Source organism: Streptococcus sp. 53 (assembly GCF_013276565.1).
Taxonomy (GTDB): domain Bacteria; phylum Bacillota; class Bacilli; order Lactobacillales; family Streptococcaceae; genus Streptococcus.
Map to the genome: position 1 here is coordinate 1 of NZ_VMLG01000039.1, position 21,770 is coordinate 21,770.

General features: G+C 35.3%; 20 protein-coding genes, 1 tRNA gene and 1 pseudogene. 6 read left to right on the plus strand and 16 right to left on the minus strand.

What is annotated here, in order from left to right; all coding sequences use genetic code 11:
- Positions 1-180: 180 nt before the first annotated feature.
- Complete coding sequence (locus HT722_RS09235) at positions 181-1,347, plus strand: IS30 family transposase (RefSeq protein ID WP_173278749.1); 1,167 nt, start codon at positions 181-183, stop codon at positions 1,345-1,347.
- 268 nt (positions 1,348-1,615) lie between these two features.
- Here HT722_RS09235 and HT722_RS09240 read toward each other — a convergent pair.
- The 16 genes and pseudogenes from HT722_RS09240 to HT722_RS09310 form a co-directional block, all read right to left on the minus strand.
- Positions 1,616-2,091 (minus strand): annotated as a pseudogene (locus HT722_RS09240) (sigma-70 family RNA polymerase sigma factor).
- Between the two features lie 120 nt (positions 2,092-2,211).
- A complete protein-coding gene (gene ftsH, locus HT722_RS09245) occupies positions 2,212-4,170 on the minus strand; it encodes an ATP-dependent zinc metalloprotease FtsH (RefSeq protein WP_173278750.1) in 1,959 nt (652 codons plus the stop codon).
- A gap of 15 nt (positions 4,171-4,185) precedes the next feature.
- Positions 4,186-4,728: a hypoxanthine phosphoribosyltransferase gene (gene hpt, locus HT722_RS09250; protein ID WP_173278751.1), complete on the minus strand. Its 543-nt coding sequence runs from the start codon at positions 4,726-4,728 to the stop codon at positions 4,186-4,188.
- A 4-nt stretch (positions 4,729-4,732) separates the two neighbouring features.
- Positions 4,733-6,010 carry a tRNA lysidine(34) synthetase TilS gene (gene tilS / locus HT722_RS09255; protein WP_023936240.1) on the minus strand — a complete coding sequence of 426 codons (1,278 nt, stop codon included), beginning with the start codon at positions 6,008-6,010 and terminating at the stop codon, positions 4,733-4,735.
- The gene (locus HT722_RS09260; protein WP_138701555.1) at positions 6,007-7,275 is read right to left on the minus strand and encodes a serine hydrolase; all 1,269 of its coding nucleotides are present in this window, start codon (positions 7,273-7,275) and stop codon (positions 6,007-6,009) included. Before HT722_RS09260 ends, tilS begins: the two co-directional genes overlap by 4 nt.
- Positions 7,268-7,390 (minus strand): SP_0009 family protein, encoded by a 123-nt coding sequence (locus tag HT722_RS10695; protein ID WP_000429334.1) that lies wholly within the window; start codon positions 7,388-7,390, stop codon positions 7,268-7,270. The genes HT722_RS09260 and HT722_RS10695 overlap by 8 nt, the downstream gene beginning before the upstream one ends.
- Before the next feature lie 4 nt (positions 7,391-7,394).
- Positions 7,395-7,763: a septum formation initiator family protein gene (locus tag HT722_RS09265; RefSeq protein ID WP_000041912.1), complete on the minus strand. Its 369-nt coding sequence runs from the start codon at positions 7,761-7,763 to the stop codon at positions 7,395-7,397.
- Positions 7,756-8,022: an RNA-binding S4 domain-containing protein gene (locus tag HT722_RS09270; protein WP_001234978.1), complete on the minus strand. Its 267-nt coding sequence runs from the start codon at positions 8,020-8,022 to the stop codon at positions 7,756-7,758. Before HT722_RS09270 ends, HT722_RS09265 begins: the two co-directional genes overlap by 8 nt.
- Positions 8,023-8,079: 57 nt before the next feature.
- Entirely contained in the window at positions 8,080-11,589 is a 3,510-nt protein-coding gene (gene mfd / locus HT722_RS09275) for a transcription-repair coupling factor (RefSeq protein ID WP_173278752.1), read from the minus strand.
- Positions 11,590-12,159 (minus strand): aminoacyl-tRNA hydrolase, encoded by a 570-nt coding sequence (pth, locus tag HT722_RS09280; protein WP_173278753.1) that lies wholly within the window; start codon positions 12,157-12,159, stop codon positions 11,590-11,592. It abuts the gene before it with no gap.
- Between the two features lie 71 nt (positions 12,160-12,230).
- On the minus strand, positions 12,231-13,346 hold the full coding sequence (gene ychF / locus HT722_RS09285) for a redox-regulated ATPase YchF (protein ID WP_001218707.1): 1,116 nt from the start codon (positions 13,344-13,346) through the stop codon (positions 12,231-12,233).
- An 84-nt stretch (positions 13,347-13,430) separates the two neighbouring features.
- Positions 13,431-13,625 carry a DUF951 family protein gene (locus tag HT722_RS09290; RefSeq protein WP_000285186.1) on the minus strand — a complete coding sequence of 65 codons (195 nt, stop codon included), beginning with the start codon at positions 13,623-13,625 and terminating at the stop codon, positions 13,431-13,433.
- Positions 13,626-13,689: 64 nt separating this feature from the next.
- Positions 13,690-14,826: a DNA polymerase III subunit beta gene (gene dnaN, locus HT722_RS09295; protein ID WP_173278754.1), complete on the minus strand. Its 1,137-nt coding sequence runs from the start codon at positions 14,824-14,826 to the stop codon at positions 13,690-13,692.
- 158 nt (positions 14,827-14,984) lie between these two features.
- Positions 14,985-16,346: a chromosomal replication initiator protein DnaA gene (gene dnaA / locus HT722_RS09300; RefSeq protein WP_166732034.1), complete on the minus strand. Its 1,362-nt coding sequence runs from the start codon at positions 16,344-16,346 to the stop codon at positions 14,985-14,987.
- Between the two features lie 212 nt (positions 16,347-16,558).
- On the minus strand, positions 16,559-17,317 hold the full coding sequence (locus HT722_RS09305) for a ParB/RepB/Spo0J family partition protein (protein ID WP_100104165.1): 759 nt from the start codon (positions 17,315-17,317) through the stop codon (positions 16,559-16,561).
- 57 nt (positions 17,318-17,374) lie between these two features.
- Entirely contained in the window at positions 17,375-18,556 is a 1,182-nt protein-coding gene (locus HT722_RS09310) for a S1C family serine protease (protein ID WP_000681584.1), read from the minus strand.
- Between the two features lie 183 nt (positions 18,557-18,739).
- On the opposite strand from HT722_RS09310, the gene rlmH reads away from it, so the two are divergent.
- From rlmH to comE, 5 genes are all read left to right on the plus strand, one after another.
- Positions 18,740-19,219 (plus strand): 23S rRNA (pseudouridine(1915)-N(3))-methyltransferase RlmH, encoded by a 480-nt coding sequence (gene rlmH / locus HT722_RS09315; protein ID WP_173278755.1) that lies wholly within the window; start codon positions 18,740-18,742, stop codon positions 19,217-19,219.
- Positions 19,220-19,262: 43 nt separating this feature from the next.
- Positions 19,263-19,336, plus strand: a tRNA-Arg gene (locus HT722_RS09320).
- A gap of 164 nt (positions 19,337-19,500) precedes the next feature.
- The gene (gene comC / locus HT722_RS09325) at positions 19,501-19,632 is read left to right on the plus strand and encodes a competence-stimulating peptide ComC (RefSeq protein WP_173278756.1); all 132 of its coding nucleotides are present in this window, start codon (positions 19,501-19,503) and stop codon (positions 19,630-19,632) included.
- A gap of 12 nt (positions 19,633-19,644) precedes the next feature.
- Positions 19,645-20,970, plus strand: a complete 1,326-nt coding sequence (gene comD, locus HT722_RS09330) for a competence system sensor histidine kinase ComD (protein WP_173278757.1) — start codon at positions 19,645-19,647, stop codon at positions 20,968-20,970.
- Complete coding sequence (gene comE / locus HT722_RS09335) at positions 20,967-21,719, plus strand: competence system response regulator transcription factor ComE (protein ID WP_173278758.1); 753 nt, start codon at positions 20,967-20,969, stop codon at positions 21,717-21,719. The genes comD and comE overlap by 4 nt, the downstream gene beginning before the upstream one ends.
- The last annotated feature ends 51 nt before the right edge of the window (positions 21,720-21,770 follow it).

Consider the following 21,770-nt stretch of genomic DNA (forward strand, 5'->3'; position numbering starts at 1 on the left):
TACTATTATACCGACTTTTTATTTTTTGTCAACTACTTTTTTAAACTTTTTTTACTTTTTTGCATGACGGTAACTTCTCAAAGTAACTTCCACTCGCCTGACCAAAGTGGAAATTAGTCTAAAACGGATTTTTATGGTGGAATTAAGTGTGAGACGTTTGAGTTAGAAATGAGGTCTACTATGACAAAACATAAACATCTTACCCTTTCCGACCGTAATGATATCCAATTAGGTTTAGAGCGCGGTGAAACATTCAAAGCTATTGGACAATCCATTCTAAAAGACCCAACTACTGTTTCCAAAGAGGTCAAACGAAACAGACAAGTCCGAGAGTCTACAGACCATAACCTTCCTTGTCCTTTACTAGACAAAGCTACCTTTGTCTGTAATGGATGTCCTAAAAGAAGACAAAATTGTGGCTATAAGAAGATCTTCTACCTCTCTAAACAAGCTCAAAAACAATACGAACAAACTCTTGTCGAAGCTCGTGAAGGAACTCCCCTCAATTCCAAGACCTTCTGGAAAATGGACAAAGTCATTTCTGATGGAGTTAAAAAGGGACAACACATCTATCATATCCTCAAAACTCATAACCTTGATGTCAGCTCCTCAACTGTCTATCGACATATCCGAAAAGGATACCTATCTATCGCTCCTATTGACCTAGCCAGAGCCGTTAAATTCAAAGAAAGACGGAAACGTAATCTCCCCTCCATTCCTAAAGAAGCTAAAAAAGGTCGCTCCTATGAGGATTTCCTAAATTATTTAGCTCTTAATCAACTAGACTCTTGGCTGGAAATGGATACAGTTCTGGGGAGAATGGGAGGTAAAGTCCCACTCACCTTCAATCTATCTTTCTGTAACTTTATCTTCGCTAGACTTCTGGATAATAAAACTGCCCTTGAGGTTACCAAACACCTCTATGACATCAAGAAAACTCTTCCCCAAGCTGACAAAGATTTCTTCCAACTCTTTCCTGTCATCCTGACAGATAATGGTGGAGAGTTTGCCAGGGTCGATGATATCGAAATGGATGTGCGAGGAGAGAGTAAACTCTTCTTTTGTGACCCTAATCGTTCTGACCAGAAAGGCAGAATTGAGAAAAATCACACGCTGATTCGCGACATTATACCTAAAGGAACTTCTTTTGACAACTTAACTCAAGAGGACATCAATCTCGTTTGTTCTCATGTCAACAGCGTCAAACGCGCTGCTTTGAATGGAAAGTCAGCCTATGAACTCTTTGCCTTTACCTATGGAGAAGAAATTCCTAAACTTCTCGGCATTTCTAAAATACCTGCAGAAGACGTCTGTCAGTCGTCTACATTACTCCAACATAAGTTCTAAAAACTAACCTTTAACCCCATTCAAACGTCTCACACTAACTTCAACCATAGCGGAACTTAATCTGAAACGCTTTCAGATGAGGGGATTTTGTGCGCTCTTTTTTTCTATTCATTTTGGCTACAAAAGCGATGAAATCAAGCATGATTAAAACCAGTGGAACTTACCCTGACACGGATTTCCACTAGTTTTTAGGATTTTTATCAGACTAACTTCCACTTGGATTAGCGGTGGAAGTTAGTTTGGGAATTTACCTTTTTTGCATGACTTCCTAGTGGGTACGGATGTCAAACTCTTTAAACACAATACGTAAGTCCTTTAGCACTCTTTGACGCCCTCGGAAGCGTTCATCCCTTAAGACGCGTTCTAACTCTTCTTGTTGCTCTTTAGTTTGTTTCTATAATCTCTTAGGGTTTCATGAAAGAGATAATAGTCATCTAGCCACAGACCGCCCTCACTTATACGATGACTTATCTCACCCACTTCTTCATAAGGTTCTTTATTATATCTTCGTTTGTGGCTTTCCTGCTTACGGAGATAATCTAAAATTCGATTCCGGAATTTTGTTTTGAAATATTTCCTTAAACGAGGGATATCTTCTACCAGCCCTTCTTCTCTACTAATCAATTCATGTAGACATATCATGCCCTCTTGGTCCCAATCCGATAGCTCCCACAAATGAAGGTAATATTCATTTCTACACTTGTATACAATTCCTTGGACTTCTTCATACATTTTTTTAAGCATAATCTTCCCCTTTCTAGATACAGTCTAACAGATTCAGAAACACTTTTGGCACATTTCCTCCATTCTGCACCCTTTAGATCCTCAACTGCACAAAAAAGAGAGGACAAGCCTCTCTTTGGGTTATTTTTCGTCATTCATTTTTGACTTTACTTCATCATAGGATAGTGCATGAGATTCCTCTTCTACTGCTTCAGGCATCTTTCCTGTTTCGTAAAGAGCTTTAATTTGTGTACTATCTAATGTTTCGTATTTCAATAATGCTTCTGCAATCAACTTGTGAGTTTCACGATTTGACTGAATAATTTCAGCAGCTTTATTTCGTGCTTCATTCAATAATGAACGAACTTCTTCGTCAATTTCATAAGCTGTTTGTTCTGAAATTAATTTTTGAGGACTCTGTGCCCCAAACATAGCATGGTTTCCTTCATATTGTACTGGGCCAAGTTTTTCACTCATACCGTACTCTGTAACCATTGCACGCGCCATTTGTGTCGCTTGTTCAAAGTCGTTTGAAGCTCCTGTAGTTTGAACATTAAAGATAATTTCTTCAGCTACACGTCCACCCATTAAGCCAGCCAATTGCTCTTTCATATCTTCTTTAGATAGAAGCATTTGGTCTTCCTTAGGAAGTGCAATCATATAACCACCTGCACGACCACGTGGTACAATTGTAACCTTATGGACAACTCGGGCATTCGATAAGACTAGACCAACAATGGTATGTCCTGCCTCATGATAGGCAACTAATTCACGTTCTTTTTGTGAAACAGTCTTATCTTTCTTAGAAGGTCCAGCAATAACCCTATCTTCTGCTCCATCAATATCTGAGGCATCAATTATCGATTTATTGCGACGAGCAGCAACTAAAGCCGCTTCATTCAAGACATTCTCTAAATCAGCACCAACAAAACCTGGGGTTTGTTGAGCAACTAATTTCAAATCTACATCTTCTGCTAAAGGCTTGTTCTTAGCATGAACTTTCAAGATTGCTTCGCGCCCCTTAACATCAGGACGGCCAACCAATACTTTTCTATCAAAACGTCCTGGACGCAGAAGGGCAGGGTCAAGTACATCTGAACGGTTTGTAGCAGCGATGACGATAATCCCTTCATTTCCCTCAAAACCATCCATCTCAATCAAAAGTTGGTTCAAGGTTTGTTCACGTTCGTCATTACCTCCACCAAGACCGACTCCACGTTGACGTCCGACAGCATCAATTTCATCAATAAAGATAATAGCTGGCGCTGCTTTTTTGGCATCTTCAAAAAGAGAACGAACACGACTAGCTCCAACTCCGACAAACATTTCTACAAAGTCAGAACCTGATATACTAAAGAATGGAACACCTGCTTCTCCGGCGACTGCTTTAGCAAGCAAAGTCTTACCTGTTCCCGGAGGTCCCTCCAGAAGAACACCTGCTGGAATCCGGGCTCCAAGTTTTGTAAATCGTTTTGGATCTTTTAAGAATTCAACAACTTCAACTAGTTCTTGTTTTTCTTCCTCAGCTCCAGCAACATCTGAAAATCTTACTTTAATATCTTCTTTATTTGCAGCTTTAGCCTTACTACGTCCAAAACTCATTGGGTTACGACCATTGCCTCCCCCCATATTTCCCATCATAGAGAATAGGAAGAAGAATAGAATTCCAAATGGCACAATGGATACGAGTAGATTAATCCACATACCACTTGAACTTTCATGCTTAATAGTTACTTCTGCTTTATGGTCCGAAGCAAGTTTTTGCAATTCTGATACGGTAGTATCTGCAGGAAGAATAGTGCTGGTAAATTTCTCTACCTTAGTAACAGATGGCGTGAAAAACTGAATACCTGTTTCTTCTTTACTTGTTTTAGGATTTTTATAGACACCCGAAACTTCGATAACACTGCCATTTGGTTGGTAGGTTAATTCTTTTACATTGTCATCGGTAATTTCTTTTACCAATTCTGTATAATTAATTTGCTCACTTTTCCCTGCAACACTACCTGTACTAAAATACTGGTAAGCTGTAACTAGGAAAAAAATAAGTAATAACCATAGAAATGGATTTTTAATTAAACCATTATTTTGTTTTTTCATTAAAAATTGTTCTTTCTAATTTGAATACACTTCTTCTTTCAATACTCCAACATAAGGAAGGTTACGATAATTTTCTTTGTAGTCTAAACCATAACCTACTACAAACTCATTTGGGATAGTAAAGCAGGTATAGTCTGCCTCAATTTCTACAACACGTCCTTCTGGTTTATCCAACAAGGTTGCAATTTTAACAGAAGAAGCTTCTCTTGCAATAAACATATCTCGCAAATTCTTCAAAGTTTGACCTGTATCAATGATATCTTCTACAAACAGAACATGTCTTCCTTTGATGTCTTGACTTACATCTTGCTTAATATTGATAACACCACTACTTGCTGTTCCACCATGGTAGCTAGAAACCATCATAAAGTCCATTTCAATATGTGTATCAATATGTTTGACCAATTCAGCCATAAAAGGAATAGATCCTTTTAAAATCCCAACCAAGATTGGATTTTTTCCTGCATAGTCCTTAGTTAATTGAGCACCTAATTTTTTAGCAGCTTCTGTAATTTCATCGTGTGAAACGAGGATTTTTTTAATATCGTTTTCTAACATTTTTTTACCTATCTATTTTTTCTATATAAAGTACAGTGTTCATTATATCATTTTTCGTGTTTTTACTCAAATCACTAGTCGCAATTCCCAAAATTGAGACAATTTCACCAAATTGCTCAATAATCAGAGCAGATTTTCGCTTTTCCATAGGGATTTTCAAATCAATAAATAGACGTCTGAGTTTTTTTCTATGCCCATTTTGAATCAAAACATCTCCTGTTTTTCGATGACGAATGTGTATGGATGTTTCCCGTGAAACAGATATTTGTTGAATTGATTCACCTTCTAAAGGAAGTCCAAAGGAAAATAAATATCCCTGATAAGTTACCTGATTTTGATAGTGTAACACAAGTTCATCTTCCTTTTCATCAGCCTGCGGACTGATTTTATAAATCCGAAACTGTTGATACTCTTTTATCAATTCATAACAATTTTTAAGCGGATGACGATACTGGCTTTTAGTTTTTAAAATTTGTCTAACTTCTTCAAACTGAGCTTTTGTAAGATTCAAATCTGGAAAACGATTCAGATAAGTTTGAAGTAAAACTCTTTGTGTCGACTCAGAGTAAGACAATAGCTGCTCTAAATTTTCTACATCAATATTCTTTGATAATTCAGCTATAGCTAAGTCATAATCTAAAATTTCATTACCGATACTTAAGATTGCATCTCTAAATCGAGGATTTTCTTTTTCTAATTCTGGTAAATAAGAATTTCGAATACGATTTCGAAAATAATGATTTTTCTTATTTGATGTATCTTCAAAGTGAAAAATTGGTGGAAAGTCTTTTTTCTGAAAATGCAAGAAGGGACGAATGATTTCTATCTCTCCGACTATTTGCTTCTCCTTAATTCCTGATAGATAGCGCAAACGAGTACCTCGGATCAAACGCATCAAAATCGTTTCTACCTGGTCATCAGCATGGTGGGCAGTAATTAAGGCTGTCGCACCTATCTTTTTCATGACCTCTTGAAAAAAATCATAACGAAAATTTCGTGCACGCGCTTCTGAAAATTCTCCTGAAAAATTGCTGATATAAATAGGAAGCTCTGCTTCAGCAGCCAACTTCCTTAATTCCTTTTCTTCCCAATCTGATTCTACTCTCTGCTTATGATTCACATGAGCTAGAATCAATTCAATTTCTAACTCTTTTTGATAAGTAGATAACACCTTAAATAGAAACATAGAATCTAATCCACCAGAAAGAGCTAGCACCACCTTAGCATGCTTTTTGAAATATCCCTTCTTGAGAAAATGATTTAAAAAATCTTGTTCCCTCATTTTAGAACCTCATAAACATCCTTGGCTATCTTAGAAATCGTATCATAATCAGAATTTTTAGTGAAAATAGAAAGAATAAATGGAGAATCTGCATAGACAACACCCGTATCATGCTTAAATTCGTCCACATCCCCAATTTTATGAGCTACCTTCACAGAAACACCTTTGGCAATTCGCTGATTATCAAAATCTGTTTTAGTCAAAGACTCCAACACAAATCCATTTTGATTATAAATAGCTTCCATGACCTTCCCGGCCATCTTGGAAGAAATCAATTTTTCTTTTGAATCCCAATCATCTCCCATAATGGCAGACATCTTGGATTTGAATGTGGAATCAGATTGGTTTGAAATGTAATAACCCAATATATTATGAGCTACATTATCAGATTCTTTAGATACTTTTGTGATTAAGTCCTTGAGAGAATACTCTTTATTATCCTCTTTTTTAGGAAGACTACCACTTCCTTCTGGTTTATAAGAACCTGGAAAATCATTGACTGCAGATATGTATTTTACAGTCATATCTAACTGATAAAGACCCTCATTTATTTTTTCTTGCGTATAATAGAGATAAGGGAGTTTCAAAACGCTAGCTGCATACATCTTTTCATCTTGATTGATACCAGCTTCTTTTCCAGTAGTCAGTTGCTTAACATAAATAGAGAATGAATCTTTCTGATATTTTTCCGATAACATTTCTTGGACTTTACTCATCCGATTATCTTCTTCAGAAGTTGATTCCTTATCTACCCACCCAGCCTGATTAATATGTAGAACTTCCCTTCCTTCTACAAACATGGTCTTATCGATTGATACTTGTGAATAAGCTGATAAGGATGATTTCACTTCTTTTAAATCATAAGGACTATTGTACAGTTTAAAATCAGATTCTAACCATACTTGTTTTATTGTTGGAGTCACCTCTGACTGATCATATAAAAATCGTTTGTCCGCAACTATAAATTGATGATTTGATAGCTTAAATACCGGAATTCCTTGTTTATTTAAGCGCCACTCGGTTATTTGAAAACTTGTTTGGGGAGTCAATTTTCCAGATTCCACTACTAAATCTTCATTCGCATAAACAGGAACCTCTCCATAAACCATGGGAGAACTTAGCTTTTCTCTAAAATAAATACCAAAGTCAGATTGTGAAAGGTAATAAATTTCTTTCGAAGTATAGACGACTTCTTTTTCTGTGCTAACAACTTTTGAAATGGTCAAAAAACTTGGTAGCAACAAAATAATTAAGAATTTACGCATTCTTCCTTTCCTTTTCTTCTTGTAAACGCAATAATTGATTTTTATCAGCCAACTCTTCCAGCTTTTCATCCGATAGACTCAAAAATTGCTCAATTACGTCTAATAAATTTTCCATTTTATCACCTTTGAAGCAAGTCAGGAATCGTATAAACTATTTCCCTCGACTTAGAATAATAGTACTTCGCTCGTGTATATTTGGCAGCATAATCCTCATCTTTCAACTTGGTAGCAAATGCTGTCTCCTTATCCTTTTCATCACTCAAGGTTTGATACTGAGTTTGCAAGTCTGCTAATTGCTGACGTCTTTGAAGTAATTGTTGATAGCTCTGCGCTAAATTAAAAGTTGGCAAGATAAATAATAGCATAATCAAAATCAATACCCACCCCATAAAACGATTCCGTTTTTGTCGTTCTTTCATCAGGTAGCGACGACGTTGATATTCATTTTGAATAAAAGAATTATTCAATTGTACGATATTTTTAGACATTTTCTTCTACCCGTGTTTCACTGATAATTTCATACATGCCTGCTGCATCTTCTTTTTTTGTACTATCTTTCATCTCCAGTACTTTTACAAGTAACAATTTATTTCCAAAACGAATTTCAACTTGGTCATTAACTTTCAAGTCCGTTGAACTTTTGGCCAAGATTCCATTCACCTTGATTCTACCTTTATCTGCTACTTCCTTTGCGACTGTACGACGCTTGATAATTCGCGATACTTTTAAATATTTGTCTAATCTCATCCTTATTACCTCAACTTATTATTGTACCATTTTTATCTATTTTATAGAAGAAAAATGTCAAAGAGAATTGCCTTCTTTCGACTCTTTTATCCCTAATAAACTTTCTCCAAAAATCCGCAGACCTTCTAAAATTTCATAATCTTTCTTATTTTGGACATCAAATACAAGCTCCATTAATCCCTTATTCTCAGCTATAGCTACTTTTAAGTTTGTTGCCGATAAAGCTTTAAAATAATCTTGAGCCAAAAACAGTCGTTGAGTGACTTTTTCAAATTGAACTGTAATTTTATTATCTTTTCTTTCCACACGTTGAACAAAGACCTTGTCCAAATATGACTTGACCAAACCAATCTCTAAAAGATAAGCAACCACATCTGGGTATTCTCCAAAACGGTCTATCAACTCCTCTTGTAACTCTTCATAATTGACACGGTTGTCAATTTGACGAATTTTCTTGTAAATTTCAATCTTATGTCGTTGGTCTGAAATATAAGTCTCAGGAAGATAGGCATCAATTTGCAAAATCAACTCAGCATTCCCTTTGGTTCTTGTGTTAGTGTTAGCATTACCGTTTCGTTTAGCAATAGCTTCCTCCAATAACTGCGAATACAATTCAAAACCAACAGAATCAATGAAACCAGACTGGGATTTTCCTAAGAGGTTTCCTGCTCCACGAATAGAAAGATCTCGCATAGCAATCTTAAATCCTGAGCCCAATTCTGTAAATCCTTTTATCGCTTCTAATCTCTTTTCAGAGACTTCACTGATTAATTTTTCTGGACGATACATGAGATAGGCATAAGCAATACGATTACTACGACCAACTCTTCCTCTTAACTGATACAAGGTTGACAAACCCATATGGTCCGCATTTTCAATAAATAAAGTATTAGCATTTGGAATGTCCACCCCAGTCTCAATAATGGTAGTCGTTACTAAAATATCGTATTGTCCCTCAATAAAGTCTAATAGAGTATTTTCCAACTGGATTTCACTCATTCGACCATGAACATAACCGATCGAAGCCTCTGGAATCAACTCCTGTAATTCTGAAACCTTCTGGTCAATCGTGTCAACTTTGTTGTAAAGGTAGTAAACTTGACCTCCACGCTCCATTTCACGCAAAACAGCATCACGAATGACACTATCATTTTTTTCCAAAACATAGGTCTGAACAGGATAGCGATTAGTCGGCGGAGTTTCAATGACAGACAAATCTCTGATTCCCAACATAGACATATGGAGGGTACGAGGAATTGGCGTAGCGGTCAAGGTTAGGACATCCACTTGTTTTTTTAACTCTTTCAACATTTCCTTATGCTTGACACCAAATCGCTGTTCCTCATCAATAATCATCAAGCCCAAATCTGAAAACACAACATCCTTTGACAAAACACGATGTGTTCCAATCAAAATATCAACTTGACCCTTTTTCAATTTTTCAAGTGTTTCAGTCTGCTCTTTTTTACTTCTAAATCGACTCAATACATCAATATTAACTGCAAAATTTTGGAATCGTTCCTTAAAATTCGTATAGTGCTGTTGCGCTAAAACCGTCGTCGGAACTAGAACGACAACCTGTTTGTGATCATTGACTGCCTTAAAGGCTGCACGCATAGCAACTTCAGTCTTTCCAAAACCAACATCCCCAACTAAAAGTCGATCCATTGGATTAGAATTCTGCATATCTCTCTTGATTTCCTCAACACTACGAAGTTGATCATCCGTTTCAACATAAGGGAAGGCATCATCAAAAGCATGTTGATCCTCATCATCAGCTGAGAAAGCAAAACCCTTCAACTGACTGCGTTCAGAATAGAGTTTGACTAAATCATCAGCTATATCCTCTACCTGGTTCTTAACTTTTTGCTTGGCCTTTTTAAAATGACCGTCATTTAATTTATTGAGTTTAGGAGCTTTCCCATCACTTGAAATATATTTGGACAGTAGATGAATCTGTTCCACTGGTATGGAGATTTGATCCCCATTTTGATACTGGACACTGACATAATCACGGTGAATCCCCTTAATTTCAATGGTTTCAATTCCTAGATATTGACCAATCCCATGAATATGGTGAACAACGTAATCCCCTTTTTCAAGTTCATTGTAATCTTTTAATCTCTCTGCATTCGAAACATGTTGTCTTCGAAAACGACGTTTTAATTTCTTTTGAAAAATCTCATGTTCAGTAATCACCAGAATTTTTTCATCTACAAAATGAAAACCATGTCTTAGGTTACCCTCAATTAAGTTTACAGATTGTTGACAGATTCTTGACTTATCTCTGAAATCCAATTTAATCTGATATTCCTCTAACATATCCTCCAATGCCTTACTTCCCATTGAATTGCTAGATTGCAGGATAATAGTGTAATCCATTTTTTTGTATCGTTCAATTTCTTCTTTTAGAAAAGAAAACTGATTGAAAAACTCCTGCATAGGATATTGATTAAATTGATAAATCTGGTCAAACTTGAGATTTCCTAGTCCCTTTTGAAGATTAGAGAAAAAGGTCACCGGACTTTGTTTTTTATAGATTTGTTCAATATCAGCAAAATACTGCATATCAGAAAATGCTTTACTATTCTGTAATTCTTCTGTAAAGTACTGCGCTAATTCTCTTTCAAAGACTTCATACTGATTCATCAATTTTTGATAATCATCAAAGAATATTGGAGTATCTTTTTCAATATAATCAAAAACAGTCCATATCTTATCATAGCACAAAGATAAAAACTTCCGAGAATATGCATGGCTTTGTTTTTGGTGAAAACTTGAAAGAATTTCTTCTAGGTAGGATTTCAAAATAGGTGATAAAGTCTTTGAAATTTGTTTTTCTAAAGCTGACTGACCTCTTTGATAATCCTTTTCTCTCAAAAGCATATCGCTAGCTGGAAAGATTGTGAGTTCTGTCTGATTTTCTTTCGATAATTGTGTTTCTACTTCAAATGACCTGATACCATCAATTTCATCACCAAAAAACTCAATTCGGCAAGGTTCTAACTGGGATATTTCAAAAATATCTAAAATATCTCCTCGCAGACTAAATTCGCCCTGAGTTTGTACTTGTGTAACTTTTCGATAGCCAATTTCCTTTAACTGATGGATAATCGCGTGTTGATCATATTCTTCACCGATTGAGATTTTTACAATACTATCTTTGAATACATTTGGAGACGGTAAAATCAATCGACTTGCTGCGATATTACAAACTAAAATCCCTTTCTTAGATGAATCAGTCAAAAAACGCAAGGCTTCAACCCGTGAAATGATTTTTTCTTGTGAAGACATCAAAAACTCCACCATAGGAGTATCATCTACCAAAAATGGATAGACAAGTTCCTCACCCAAGATAGATAGAAGATCACTAACAAGTCCTTCTGCTTCTCCATAAGTTGACGTCAACAATACAATCTTATCTTCTTTTTCTAAACTGCTTGCAATTGCAAGAGCCTTAGTAGACGTTGATAAACCTAGTATTAGTTGTCTTTTCTTATCTGTTAAATTTTGATGCCATTTTTTTATCTGATCATTTTCTGAGAATAAATCTAATAAGGTCACCATTTATCCGTTATACCTCTGCATCGTTTTTTCAAAGTTTTTCTCTTTTAAATAGTAGTTTACAGAATCGTCAACCTTGTCAATAGACTGTAAAATACCAATATAATCATCCTTGTCAAAGGTACTCAAAACATGGTGAACAACTGACATACCATTTTTAGGTCTTCCAATTCCTATCTTAACACGATTAAAGACCTGAGTTCCAATATGTTGAATAATAGACTTAATACCATTGTGACCACCTGCTGAGCCTTTTGTTCTTAAACGAATTTTACCAACTTCCATGTCAAGGTCGTCGTAAATGACGAGTAAATCTTCAATATCTAAACCATAATAAGTCAATAAAGCATGAACCGCTTTTCCACTTTCATTCATAAATGTCGTTGGTTTAACCAGATAAATTTTTTCTCCATTTAGGAAAAAGGATGCTAGGTCTGCTTGAAATATCTTATCGTGTGTAAAAATGACATTTTGTTTTTTCGCTAATTGATCAATCAACATAAAACCAACATTGTGTTTGGTCTCAAAATATTTATCTCCTGGATTTCCCAAGCCTACAAGTAATTTGGTCATTTATTTTTCCTTTCAAAAGCCAAAAGGGTTGGAATTTTTTTCCAACCTAATTGACACCATTTATTAATTTTTTAGACATTAAAGCGGAATTCCATGATATCGCCATCTTGAACGATATATTCTTTTCCTTCTTCACGCAAGCGTCCAGCTTCTTTTACGGCCTTTTCAGATCCGTATTTCACTAGATCCTCATATGACATGGTTACTGCACGAATAAATCCTTTTTCAAAGTCTGAGTGGATAATCCCAGCTGCTTGAGGAGCTTTCATACCACGTTTGAAAGTCCAAGCGCGAACTTCTTTTTCACCAGCTGTGAAGTAAGTTCCCAATCCAAGCAAGTGGTAAGCTGCACGTGTCAACTTATCTACACCTGATTCTGTCAAACCAATGGCTTCAAGAAACTCTTTTTTATCTTCATCGTCCAATTCAGAAATTTCTTCTTCAGCACGCGCAGAAATGACGACTACTTCAGCATTTTCTGTCGCTGCAAATTCACGAATTTGTTTGACATAGTCGATAGAGTCAGGTTCTGAAACCACATCCTCATCTACATTGGCAACATAAAGAACTGGTTTAGTCGTCAAAAGGAAAAGACCTTTGACAACTTTTTGTTCTTCATCTGTAAACTCGATTGTACGAGCTGATTTCCCATCTTCAAGAACAGGTTTAATCTTTTGAAGAACATTAAACTCTGCTACTGATTCTTTATCTTTTTGCGTACGTGCCATCTTTTCTACACGCGCATAACGCTTATTGACTGATTCTAAGTCTGCAAGAATCAATTCCAGGTTAATAGTGTCAATATCGGCAAGTGGATCTACAAAGGCGTCTTCACGTCCTTGCTCGCGCATCACATTTTCATCATCAAAAGCACGAACTACGTGAACAATCGCATCTACTTCACGAATATTGGCCAAGAATTTATTCCCTAGCCCTTCTCCTTTTGAAGCTCCTTTTACAATCCCTGCAATATCTGTAAATTCAAATGTTGTGGGAACTGTCTTTTTAGGAGTAATCATTTCAGTTAGTTTTTGTAGGCGTTCATCTGGAACTTCCACCATTCCAACATTTGGATCAATAGTCGCAAATGGGTAGTTTGCTGCCTCTGCTCCTGCTTTTGTAATTGCATTAAATAGTGTTGATTTACCAACGTTTGGCAAACCAACGATACCTGCTGTTAAAGCCATATTTTCTCATTCTCCGTTTTCATTTCAATCCCTAATATTATAACACAAAAAGGGAAAAATTGCTAACCCTCTAACTAAGGGTTCTCAGTCAATAATTTTATTCATTTTTCGATCAAAATCATAGCGCCCCATCATGACAACATGGTCACAATTACTGCATTTGATTTTGATATCTGCCCCTACACGTGTAATTTCCCAACGATTTGCTTTTTTACCAGTTGACTTGATAGTACAAGCATGTGGTTTTTTCATCTCAACAAAATTTCCAACTTGATACATACTACTCTCCTTTTCTTTTTCGATTATATCATAAAAGAGGCGAGCCAGGCTCAACCTCTTTCACTTAATTTGTACGAACTGGTGTAATGAGCTGCATGAAGTCCTCGTCAGTATCTGCTGGCACAAGAGTAAATGGACGAACAGCTGAGATAAAGCTAATGGTCACCTTTTCGCTATTTAAAGCCTTGAGGGAATCAATCAAATAAGTTGGATTGAAACTAATGGTCAAATCTTCACCAGTAACCTGATCAGTATCAATTTCTTCGTTTACTTTACCAACTTCTGGAGAGTGAACATGGGCGCTAACAATCCCATCTTTAATTTCAAGTTTCACAGTACCATTTTGAGTCGCACTTGATAAAAGACGAGCACGCTCCATTGACTGGCGTAAGTTTACAACATCAAAAGTAATAGTAGTGTTAAAGTCTGTTGGAATCAAACGATCTGTATCAGGATAGTTTCCTTCGAGGAGACGAGTATAGAAGCTAATATTTTCGCTTCTAAAGAGGATTTGGTTATTGGCAAAGAAAATCTCTACAGTTTCGATATCATCTGTAAATACCGCTGAAAATTCGCGTAGAGAACGGCTAGGAATGACGACATCAAAATCATCACTATTTTTTTCAAGAGTCAATTTTTTCTGGCTTAGACGATGAGAGTCTGTTGCCACTGTTTTTAGCTCCTTATGTTGACTCAATACAAAATGAACACCTGTTAAAATTGGACGACTTTCTTGTGTACTTGCAGCAAATGCTGTTTCATTGATAATTTTCTTGAGTAATTTTGTTTCAAGAACTAAAGGAGTGCTTGCTGAAATTTCTTGGATTCGTGGATACTGTTCGCTATTTTTTCCTTTTAGGGTAATTTCTGATTTTCCACTGGTTAAAACAATTTGATTTTGTTCAATTTCTTTAAAATCAAGAGTCACATCAGGTAGACTAGATACAACATTGATAAAGAAAGAAGCTTCAAGAAGGATCGAACCTAAAGAAGTAATTAACAAACCAGCATCTTCATTTTTTTGAGAAATAAAATTTTCAATTGAAATTTGACCATTTGAACCAATTAAAGTAACACCCTCGTTTGTCACGTCAATTTTTACTGTTGATAAAATAGGAATGGCATTTTTAGAACTAATAGCTCTCTTAGTAATATTTAATGCTTGTAGAAATAAATTTTTATTAATTGAAAAATGAATCATGGATTCTCCTTTATTTATTTTTAGTATTAGAAGGATAATAGTAATAATAGAGTCTGTGAAATCTGTGGAAAACAGACTAAAAGTAAGGCATACCAAGTTTTTTGGCTTGTTTAAAAAATGTGGATAAAAAAGATAAAAAAGCGAAAGTTATCCACAAGTTATTTTATTTTCTTTTTGATTGATTCAATTTCTAAACGTAAATTATCGTCTTCATCAATCAAAGATTTAATTTTTGCATGGGCATGAATGACTGTTGTATGATCTTTTCCTCCAAATTCCTTCCCAATTTTTGGAAGACTATTATCTGTTAGTTCTCTAGATAAATACATGGCTACTTGACGGGCTAAAACAATATTTTGAAGGCGTCTACTTCCCTTCATTTCTTTGACGCTGACACCATAAAAGTTACCAACTTCATTTTGGATTTTGTCAATTGGGATGACGAGAATTTGGCTAACATCTTGTTTTCGAGCTCTAATAGCTTCTGCAGCAATATCAATAGTGATATCCTTGATGTTTTTTACTCTGGCAATTAAAGTGATGTCGTTGATAGCTCCCTCAAGATCTCGAACATTTGAATCAAATTGCCCAGCTAGGTATTCTAGAGTATCACTTTGGAAATTGTAGTCTAAATGTTCCGTTTTACTTTGTAAAATGGCAATACGTGTTTCAAAGTCAGGGGGGGTGATAGTTTGTGTCAATCCCCAACTAAAGCGCGTGACAAGCCTTTCTTCGAGCCCTTCTAAATGCTTTGGACTACGATCACTCGTTAGGACAATCTGTTTTTGCTTGTCATGAAGGGCGTTAAAGGTATTGAAAAATTCTTCCTGAGTTGCAACTTTTTTTCCGCTGAGTGACTGGATATCATCGATTAACAAAAGATCAAGACTACGATAGGTTTTTTTAAACTTTTCCATTTCCCCAAGTCTTAGGTGATCCAGAAAGTCATTGATAAAGCTTTCTGCAGGAATGTATTTAACACGCGCATTTGGAATATTTTTTAGAATTTCATTTCCAATAGCGTTTAACAGGTGAGTCTTACCAAGCCCAGGTCCTCCATAGATAAAAAGAGGGTTATAGGTCAGAGCCAAATCTTCAGAGACAGCCAAAGCAGCTGATACAGCCCAAACGTTTCCATCCCCTTGGATAAAATTATCAAAGGTATACTTTTCTTTTAACCCAGTATCCGAATAAGGAATAGATGCTAACTTTGGACTATAGTCATAAAGAGTTGAATTTGTAGCTTCTTCAACTTGTGAGATAGCCGTATCTTGAGGTTTAGTGAAAATATAGTGGGGAGTTATCTCAGCATCATAAATTTCAAATCCGGCAACTACAATAATATCTTTTAGTTGTTTTTCCCAGACCATTTCCATTTCAGATCGTGGTAAAAATATAGTGGCAACATTTTCCTCTACCTTGATGAGTTCAGCTTGAATAGCATAGAAATCATACATGGATCGAGTCAGTCTTTCTTGAGCAAATTCTAATATACGATTCCAAAATTGTTTTTCTTTCAATCCTTTCTCCTCCTTTACTATTTAAAAGTTTAATACTAGACCTATTTTACCATAGAAAACAAGAATTTTCCACAAGCTGTGAAAAATAATCCACAATGTTACCAAGTTTTATCCACAGATTGGGGATAAAGTCAGAAACTATTGTTTTATTAAGCTTTTTATCGAAAAACATAGTGGATAACCTTGTGAGATAAAAAAATAAAAGAACAGCCTTATTTCAGGCTGTTGATAATTCTACTGTATTCTTCTTGATTTGAAAACGAAATAATGATTTTTCCACTATCTTTTTTAGACAGTTTGATTTCTACATCTAATCCGAGTAGTTTTTTTAATTGCTCTTCTTCTTTTTTTATGAAGTAATCAGTTTTTTGCAGTTTCTTTTGTTTTTTCTCTGTCAGAAGAGCTTCTAACTTCCTTACAGAGATGTCTTCTTCTATAATTCGTTGAAAGAAATAGTCTTGTTGTTCCTTATTCAACCCAACTAGAGAACGCGCATGAGCTTGTGATAGTTTGCCATTTTCTACTTCTGAGAGAATCTGTTCTGGTAAGGAAAGCAAACGAATGGAGTTGCTGATATATGGACGAGACTTGCCCATTTTATCTGCAATTTCAGCATGGGTAAATCCTTTCTCTACGAGAGATTCATAAGCGCGTGCTTCTTCTATTGGGTTTAAATTTTCTCTCTGTAAATTTTCAATGATGGACTGGACCATCATCTCTTGGTCTGAAAGCTGTTTAACAACAGCTGGGATAGACCTTAGACCAGCTAAAAGTGAAGCCCGATAGCGTCTCTCTCCTGCAAGGATTTCATAACCAATAACAGGAGATTGACGAACAATAATCGGTTGAATGAGTCCATTTTCTTTGATAGACTGTGCTAGTTCATCTAGTTTTTCTCTATCAAATTCTTTTCGGGGTTGATAGGGATTTTTTTGTATATCCGTGATAGAAATCATTTCAAATTTTTCCATGATTCTACACTAACACATCTTTTCTCTTATGTAAAGCTTTCTTTACATAGATGTCAATTAAGATTCTAAATCACCTGAACTCTTGTCAAGCTTGATGGATGTAGTTTCTTCTTTACCGTTACGATAGTAAGTAATCTTAATGGTGTCTCCGATAGAATGATTGTAAAGAGCACTTTGTAAGTCTGTTGATGAAGCAATCTCTTTGTCATCTACTTTTGTAATCACATCGTATTTTTCGAGGTGACCATTGGCAGGCATATTACTTTGTACAGAACGAACAACTACACCAGATGTAACATTACTTGGAATATTGAGTCTTCTGATGTCGCTTGTACTTATATTAGATAAATTAACCATCTGGATTCCCAAAGCTGGGCGTGTCACTTTTCCGTTCTTTTCTAACTGTTCAATAATATTGATAGCATCATTTGCAGGGATTGCGAAACCAAGTCCTTCTACAGAGGTGCCTCCATTTGTGGCAATTTTACTTGAGGTAATTCCGATAACTTGTCCTTGAATATTGATTAGTGGGCCACCAGAGTTACCTGGGTTAATAGCAGTATCAGTTTGGATGGCTTTTGTAGAAATGGCTTGTCCATCTTCAGATTTTAAGGACACATTTCGATTGAGACTAGATACGATACCTTGAGTGACAGTATTAGCGTATTCAGAACCTAACGGGCTACCAATAGCAATAGCAGTTTCTCCTACGGTTAACTTGCTAGAATCACCAAACTCAGCTACTGTTGTCACTTTTTCTGAAGAGATTTTGACGACAGCAATATCAGAGAAAGTGTCAGCTCCGACAATTTCTCCAGGTACTTTAGTTCCATCTGACAAACGAATATCTACTTTGCTGGCGCCATTGATAACGTGATTATTGGTGACGATGTAAGCTTCTTTATCATTCTTTTTATAAATAACTCCAGATCCTTCACTAGAGATTTGCTGAGAATCTGTATCAGTCTCATCATTGCCAAATACGCTATTTTGTCTATTTGCTGAATAAGTAATAACAGAAACAACAGCATCTTTTACTTTGTTAACAGCCTGTGTTGTTGAATTTTCGTTCTTATAGGCAGTCTGTGTGATAGTGCTATTGTTGTTAGAGTTGCTTACACTACTTTTTTGAGTTAGTTGAGCTATTGAAAAACTACCCAAGGCTCCACTAAAAAAGCTAATGACGATAACGACTAATAATTGAAACCCTTTTTTGTAAAATGTTTTTAAATGTTTCATATTTGCCTCCATATTTTTGAATTACTGAAAGTATAAACTGACTAGCTTAATTATAACTTAAACACAAAAAGTTTTACACAAACTGTGGATAACTTCCAAAAATCTGTGGTTTTCTCGGTTAAAATTAACCTTTTATTTTGTGAATAAGATGTGAAAAAATAGAGAATATGTTAGAATAGAGTCATGAAAATTAAAGTTGTAACAGTTGGGAAACTGAAAGAAAAGTATTTAAAAGATGGTATCGCGGAGTATTCAAAACGAATTTCTCGATTTGCTAAGCTTGAAATGATTGAGCTAGCAGATGAAAAAACACCAGATAGGGCCAGTGAGTCAGAAAATCAAAAGATTTTAGAAATAGAAGGTCAGAGAATTTTATCGAAAGTTGGTGACCGTGATTTCGTTATTGTGTTAGCCATTGAAGGGAAAACTTTCTCCTCAGAAGAATTTAGTAAGCAGTTAGAAGAAGCTTCTATAAAAGGATTTTCTACTCTTACTTTTATTATTGGGGGAAGTTTAGGATTGTCATCATCTGTAAAAAAGAGAGCTAATCTTTCTGTTAGTTTTGGTCGTCTAACTTTGCCCCATCAGTTAATGAGACTAGTCCTTGCTGAACAAATCTATCGCGCTTTTACGATTCAGCAGGGATCACCCTATCATAAATAGAAAATTGACTTTTAATTGAATTTTTGGTAGAATAATTGTGTTAGGTCTCATAGCTCAGCTGGATAGAGCATTCGCCTTCTAAGCGAACGGTCGCAGGTTCGAATCCTGCTGGGATCAATATAGTAGCAAAGCTGGGAATTTTCCCGGCTTTTTTCTTAAAAAAGTACACTTGGGGAGAAAAAAATGACAGTTGAGAGAATTTTATCTAAAATGAAATTCCATTTTGTATAATGGTTTTTGTAAGTTAGCTTACAAGAAAAAACATTTTAGGAGATTTTATTATGAAAAACACAGTTAAATTGGAACAGTTTGTAGCTTTGAAGGAAAAAGACTTACAAAAGATTAAAGGTGGGGAAATGAGAAAAAAAATTGAAAGTTTCCCTGGTCTCTTTAATTTCTTTAGAAGAAGATAAAGGAGTAGCAGAATGGATTTTTTCTTAGTAGTAGATTTGATATTATATTTTTTAATTACTAGTCACAGTTACCGTTTAATTTGTAAAGGTCAAATAAAAGCAAAGGAATTATACGTTTTTAGTTCTTATATATTAATATCACAAATAGTACTTAGTTTTCCCTTCTATCTTCTAAATTTAGATGGTTTAGGGATTGTAACATTTTTATTTCCTTTGGGCCTATATTCCTATTTTCGATGGATGAAACAGTATGAGAGGGATAGAGGACTATTTCTAAGTTTACTACTATCTCTTTTATATGAGAGCACTCATAACTTTCTGTCCGTAACTTTCTCTTCTATAACAGGAGACAATTTTGTTTTACAGTATTATGGCCTATTCTTTTTCGTTGTAACGGTGTTGACCTATGTTGTTATCTTAAAAATCATTCATTATTTCCACTTAGAACTAAACTATTTTGATAAGGACTACCTTTATCCCTTCTTGAAAAAAGTATTTTTTGCTTTACTACTGCTCCATACTGCATCTTTCGTTTCAGATATGGTAAGTACGGTTAAACATTTGAATAGTTTTGGAAGTATTTTGTCATCTATTGTCTTTATTTCTCTCCTTTTGACCTTCTTTGCAATGAATTCGCATAAAGAACAAATGGAAAAAGAGATTGCTTTGAAGCAGAAGAAATTTGAACAGAAACATTTACAGAATTATACAGATGAAATTGTCGGACTGTATAATGAAATCCGTGGTTTTCGACATGACTATGCTGGAATGCTTGTCAGTATGCAGATGGCAATTGACAGTGGTGATTTACAGGAAATTGACAGAGTTTACAATGAAGTTTTGGTCAAAGCTAATCATAAACTGCGTTCAGATAAGTATACTTACTTTGACTTGAACAACATAGAAGATTCAGCTTTACGAAGTTTGGTTGCTCAGTCCATTGTCTATGCTCGAAATAATGGTGTAGAGTTTACACTGGAAGTAAAAGATACGATTACCAAGCTTCCCATTGAACTATTGGATTTGGTTCGTATCATGAGCGTTTTATTGAATAATGCTGTCGAAGGATCAGCCGATAGTTATAAAAAGCAGATGGAAGTAGCAGTTATTAAGATGGAAACTGAAACAGTTATTGTGATTCAGAATTCATGTAAAATGACGATGACTCCTTCAGGAGATCTATTTGCCTTAGGATTCTCCACTAAGGGAAGAAATCGCGGAGTCGGATTAAATAATGTGAAAGAACTACTAGATAAGTACAACAATATTATTTTAGAAACAGAGATGGAAGGCAGTACATTTAGACAAATCATTAGATTTAAGAGGGAATTTGAATGAAAATTTTAATTTTAGAAGATGTTATTGAACATCAAGTGAGACTAGAGAGAATATTGGATGAAATTTCGAAAGAGTCGAATATTCCAATATCATACAAGACAACGGGAAAAGTCCGTGAATTTGAAGAATACATTGAAAACGATGAAGTAAATCAGCTTTATTTCCTAGATATCGATATTCATGGAATTGAGAAAAAGGGATTTGAAGTGGCTCAGCTCATTCGTCATTACAATCCTTACGCTATTATCGTCTTTATCACCAGTCGATCAGAGTTTGCGACTTTGACCTATAAATACCAGGTATCAGCCCTAGATTTTGTTGATAAGGATATCAACGATGAGATGTTTAAGAAGCGAATTGAGCAAAATATCTTCTACACGAAGAGTATGTTACTTGAAAATGAAGATGTTGTAGATTATTTCGACTATAATTACAAGGGAAATGATTTAAAAATTCCTTACCATGATATTTTGTATATTGAAACAACAGGGGTCTCTCATAAATTGCGCATTATTGGTAAGAATTTTGCAAAAGAGTTCTATGGAACAATGACAGATATTCAGGAAAAGGACAAACATACTCAGCGATTTTATTCTCCTCATAAATCATTTTTGGTAAATATAGGCAATATTAGAGAAATTGATCGAAAAAACTTAGAAATTGTTTTCTATGAAGACCATCGTTGTCCTATTTCAAGATTAAAAATTAGAAAATTAAAAGATATTTTAGAGAAAAAATCTCAAAAGTGATTGACAATTAGCAAGAAATTGATATAATGGTTATATCTGCTACAGATAGAA

What these genes read in the sequence shown, in the direction of transcription:
- HT722_RS09235 (WP_173278749.1), top strand. Translation starts at nt 181, where the DNA reads ATGACAAAACATAAACATCTTACCCTTTCCGACCGTAATGATATCCAA.
- ftsH (WP_173278750.1), bottom strand. Translation starts at nt 4,170, where the DNA reads ATGAAAAAACAAAATAATGGTTTAATTAAAAATCCATTTCTATGGTTA.
- hpt (WP_173278751.1), bottom strand. Translation starts at nt 4,728, where the DNA reads ATGTTAGAAAACGATATTAAAAAAATCCTCGTTTCACACGATGAAATT.
- tilS (WP_023936240.1), bottom strand. Translation starts at nt 6,010, where the DNA reads ATGAGGGAACAAGATTTTTTAAATCATTTTCTCAAGAAGGGATATTTC.
- HT722_RS09260 (WP_138701555.1), bottom strand. Translation starts at nt 7,275, where the DNA reads ATGCGTAAATTCTTAATTATTTTGTTGCTACCAAGTTTTTTGACCATT.
- HT722_RS10695 (WP_000429334.1), bottom strand. Translation starts at nt 7,390, where the DNA reads ATGGAAAATTTATTAGACGTAATTGAGCAATTTTTGAGTCTATCGGAT.
- HT722_RS09265 (WP_000041912.1), bottom strand. Translation starts at nt 7,763, where the DNA reads ATGTCTAAAAATATCGTACAATTGAATAATTCTTTTATTCAAAATGAA.
- HT722_RS09270 (WP_001234978.1), bottom strand. Translation starts at nt 8,022, where the DNA reads ATGAGATTAGACAAATATTTAAAAGTATCGCGAATTATCAAGCGTCGT.
- mfd (WP_173278752.1), bottom strand. Translation starts at nt 11,589, where the DNA reads ATGGTGACCTTATTAGATTTATTCTCAGAAAATGATCAGATAAAAAAA.
- pth (WP_173278753.1), bottom strand. Translation starts at nt 12,159, where the DNA reads ATGACCAAATTACTTGTAGGCTTGGGAAATCCAGGAGATAAATATTTT.
- ychF (WP_001218707.1), bottom strand. Translation starts at nt 13,346, where the DNA reads ATGGCTTTAACAGCAGGTATCGTTGGTTTGCCAAACGTTGGTAAATCA.
- HT722_RS09290 (WP_000285186.1), bottom strand. Translation starts at nt 13,625, where the DNA reads ATGTATCAAGTTGGAAATTTTGTTGAGATGAAAAAACCACATGCTTGT.
- dnaN (WP_173278754.1), bottom strand. Translation starts at nt 14,826, where the DNA reads ATGATTCATTTTTCAATTAATAAAAATTTATTTCTACAAGCATTAAAT.
- HT722_RS09305 (WP_100104165.1), bottom strand. Translation starts at nt 17,317, where the DNA reads ATGGAAAAATTTGAAATGATTTCTATCACGGATATACAAAAAAATCCC.
- HT722_RS09310 (WP_000681584.1), bottom strand. Translation starts at nt 18,556, where the DNA reads ATGAAACATTTAAAAACATTTTACAAAAAAGGGTTTCAATTATTAGTC.
- rlmH (WP_173278755.1), top strand. Translation starts at nt 18,740, where the DNA reads ATGAAAATTAAAGTTGTAACAGTTGGGAAACTGAAAGAAAAGTATTTA.
- comC (WP_173278756.1), top strand. Translation starts at nt 19,501, where the DNA reads ATGAAAAACACAGTTAAATTGGAACAGTTTGTAGCTTTGAAGGAAAAA.
- comD (WP_173278757.1), top strand. Translation starts at nt 19,645, where the DNA reads ATGGATTTTTTCTTAGTAGTAGATTTGATATTATATTTTTTAATTACT.
- comE (WP_173278758.1), top strand. Translation starts at nt 20,967, where the DNA reads ATGAAAATTTTAATTTTAGAAGATGTTATTGAACATCAAGTGAGACTA.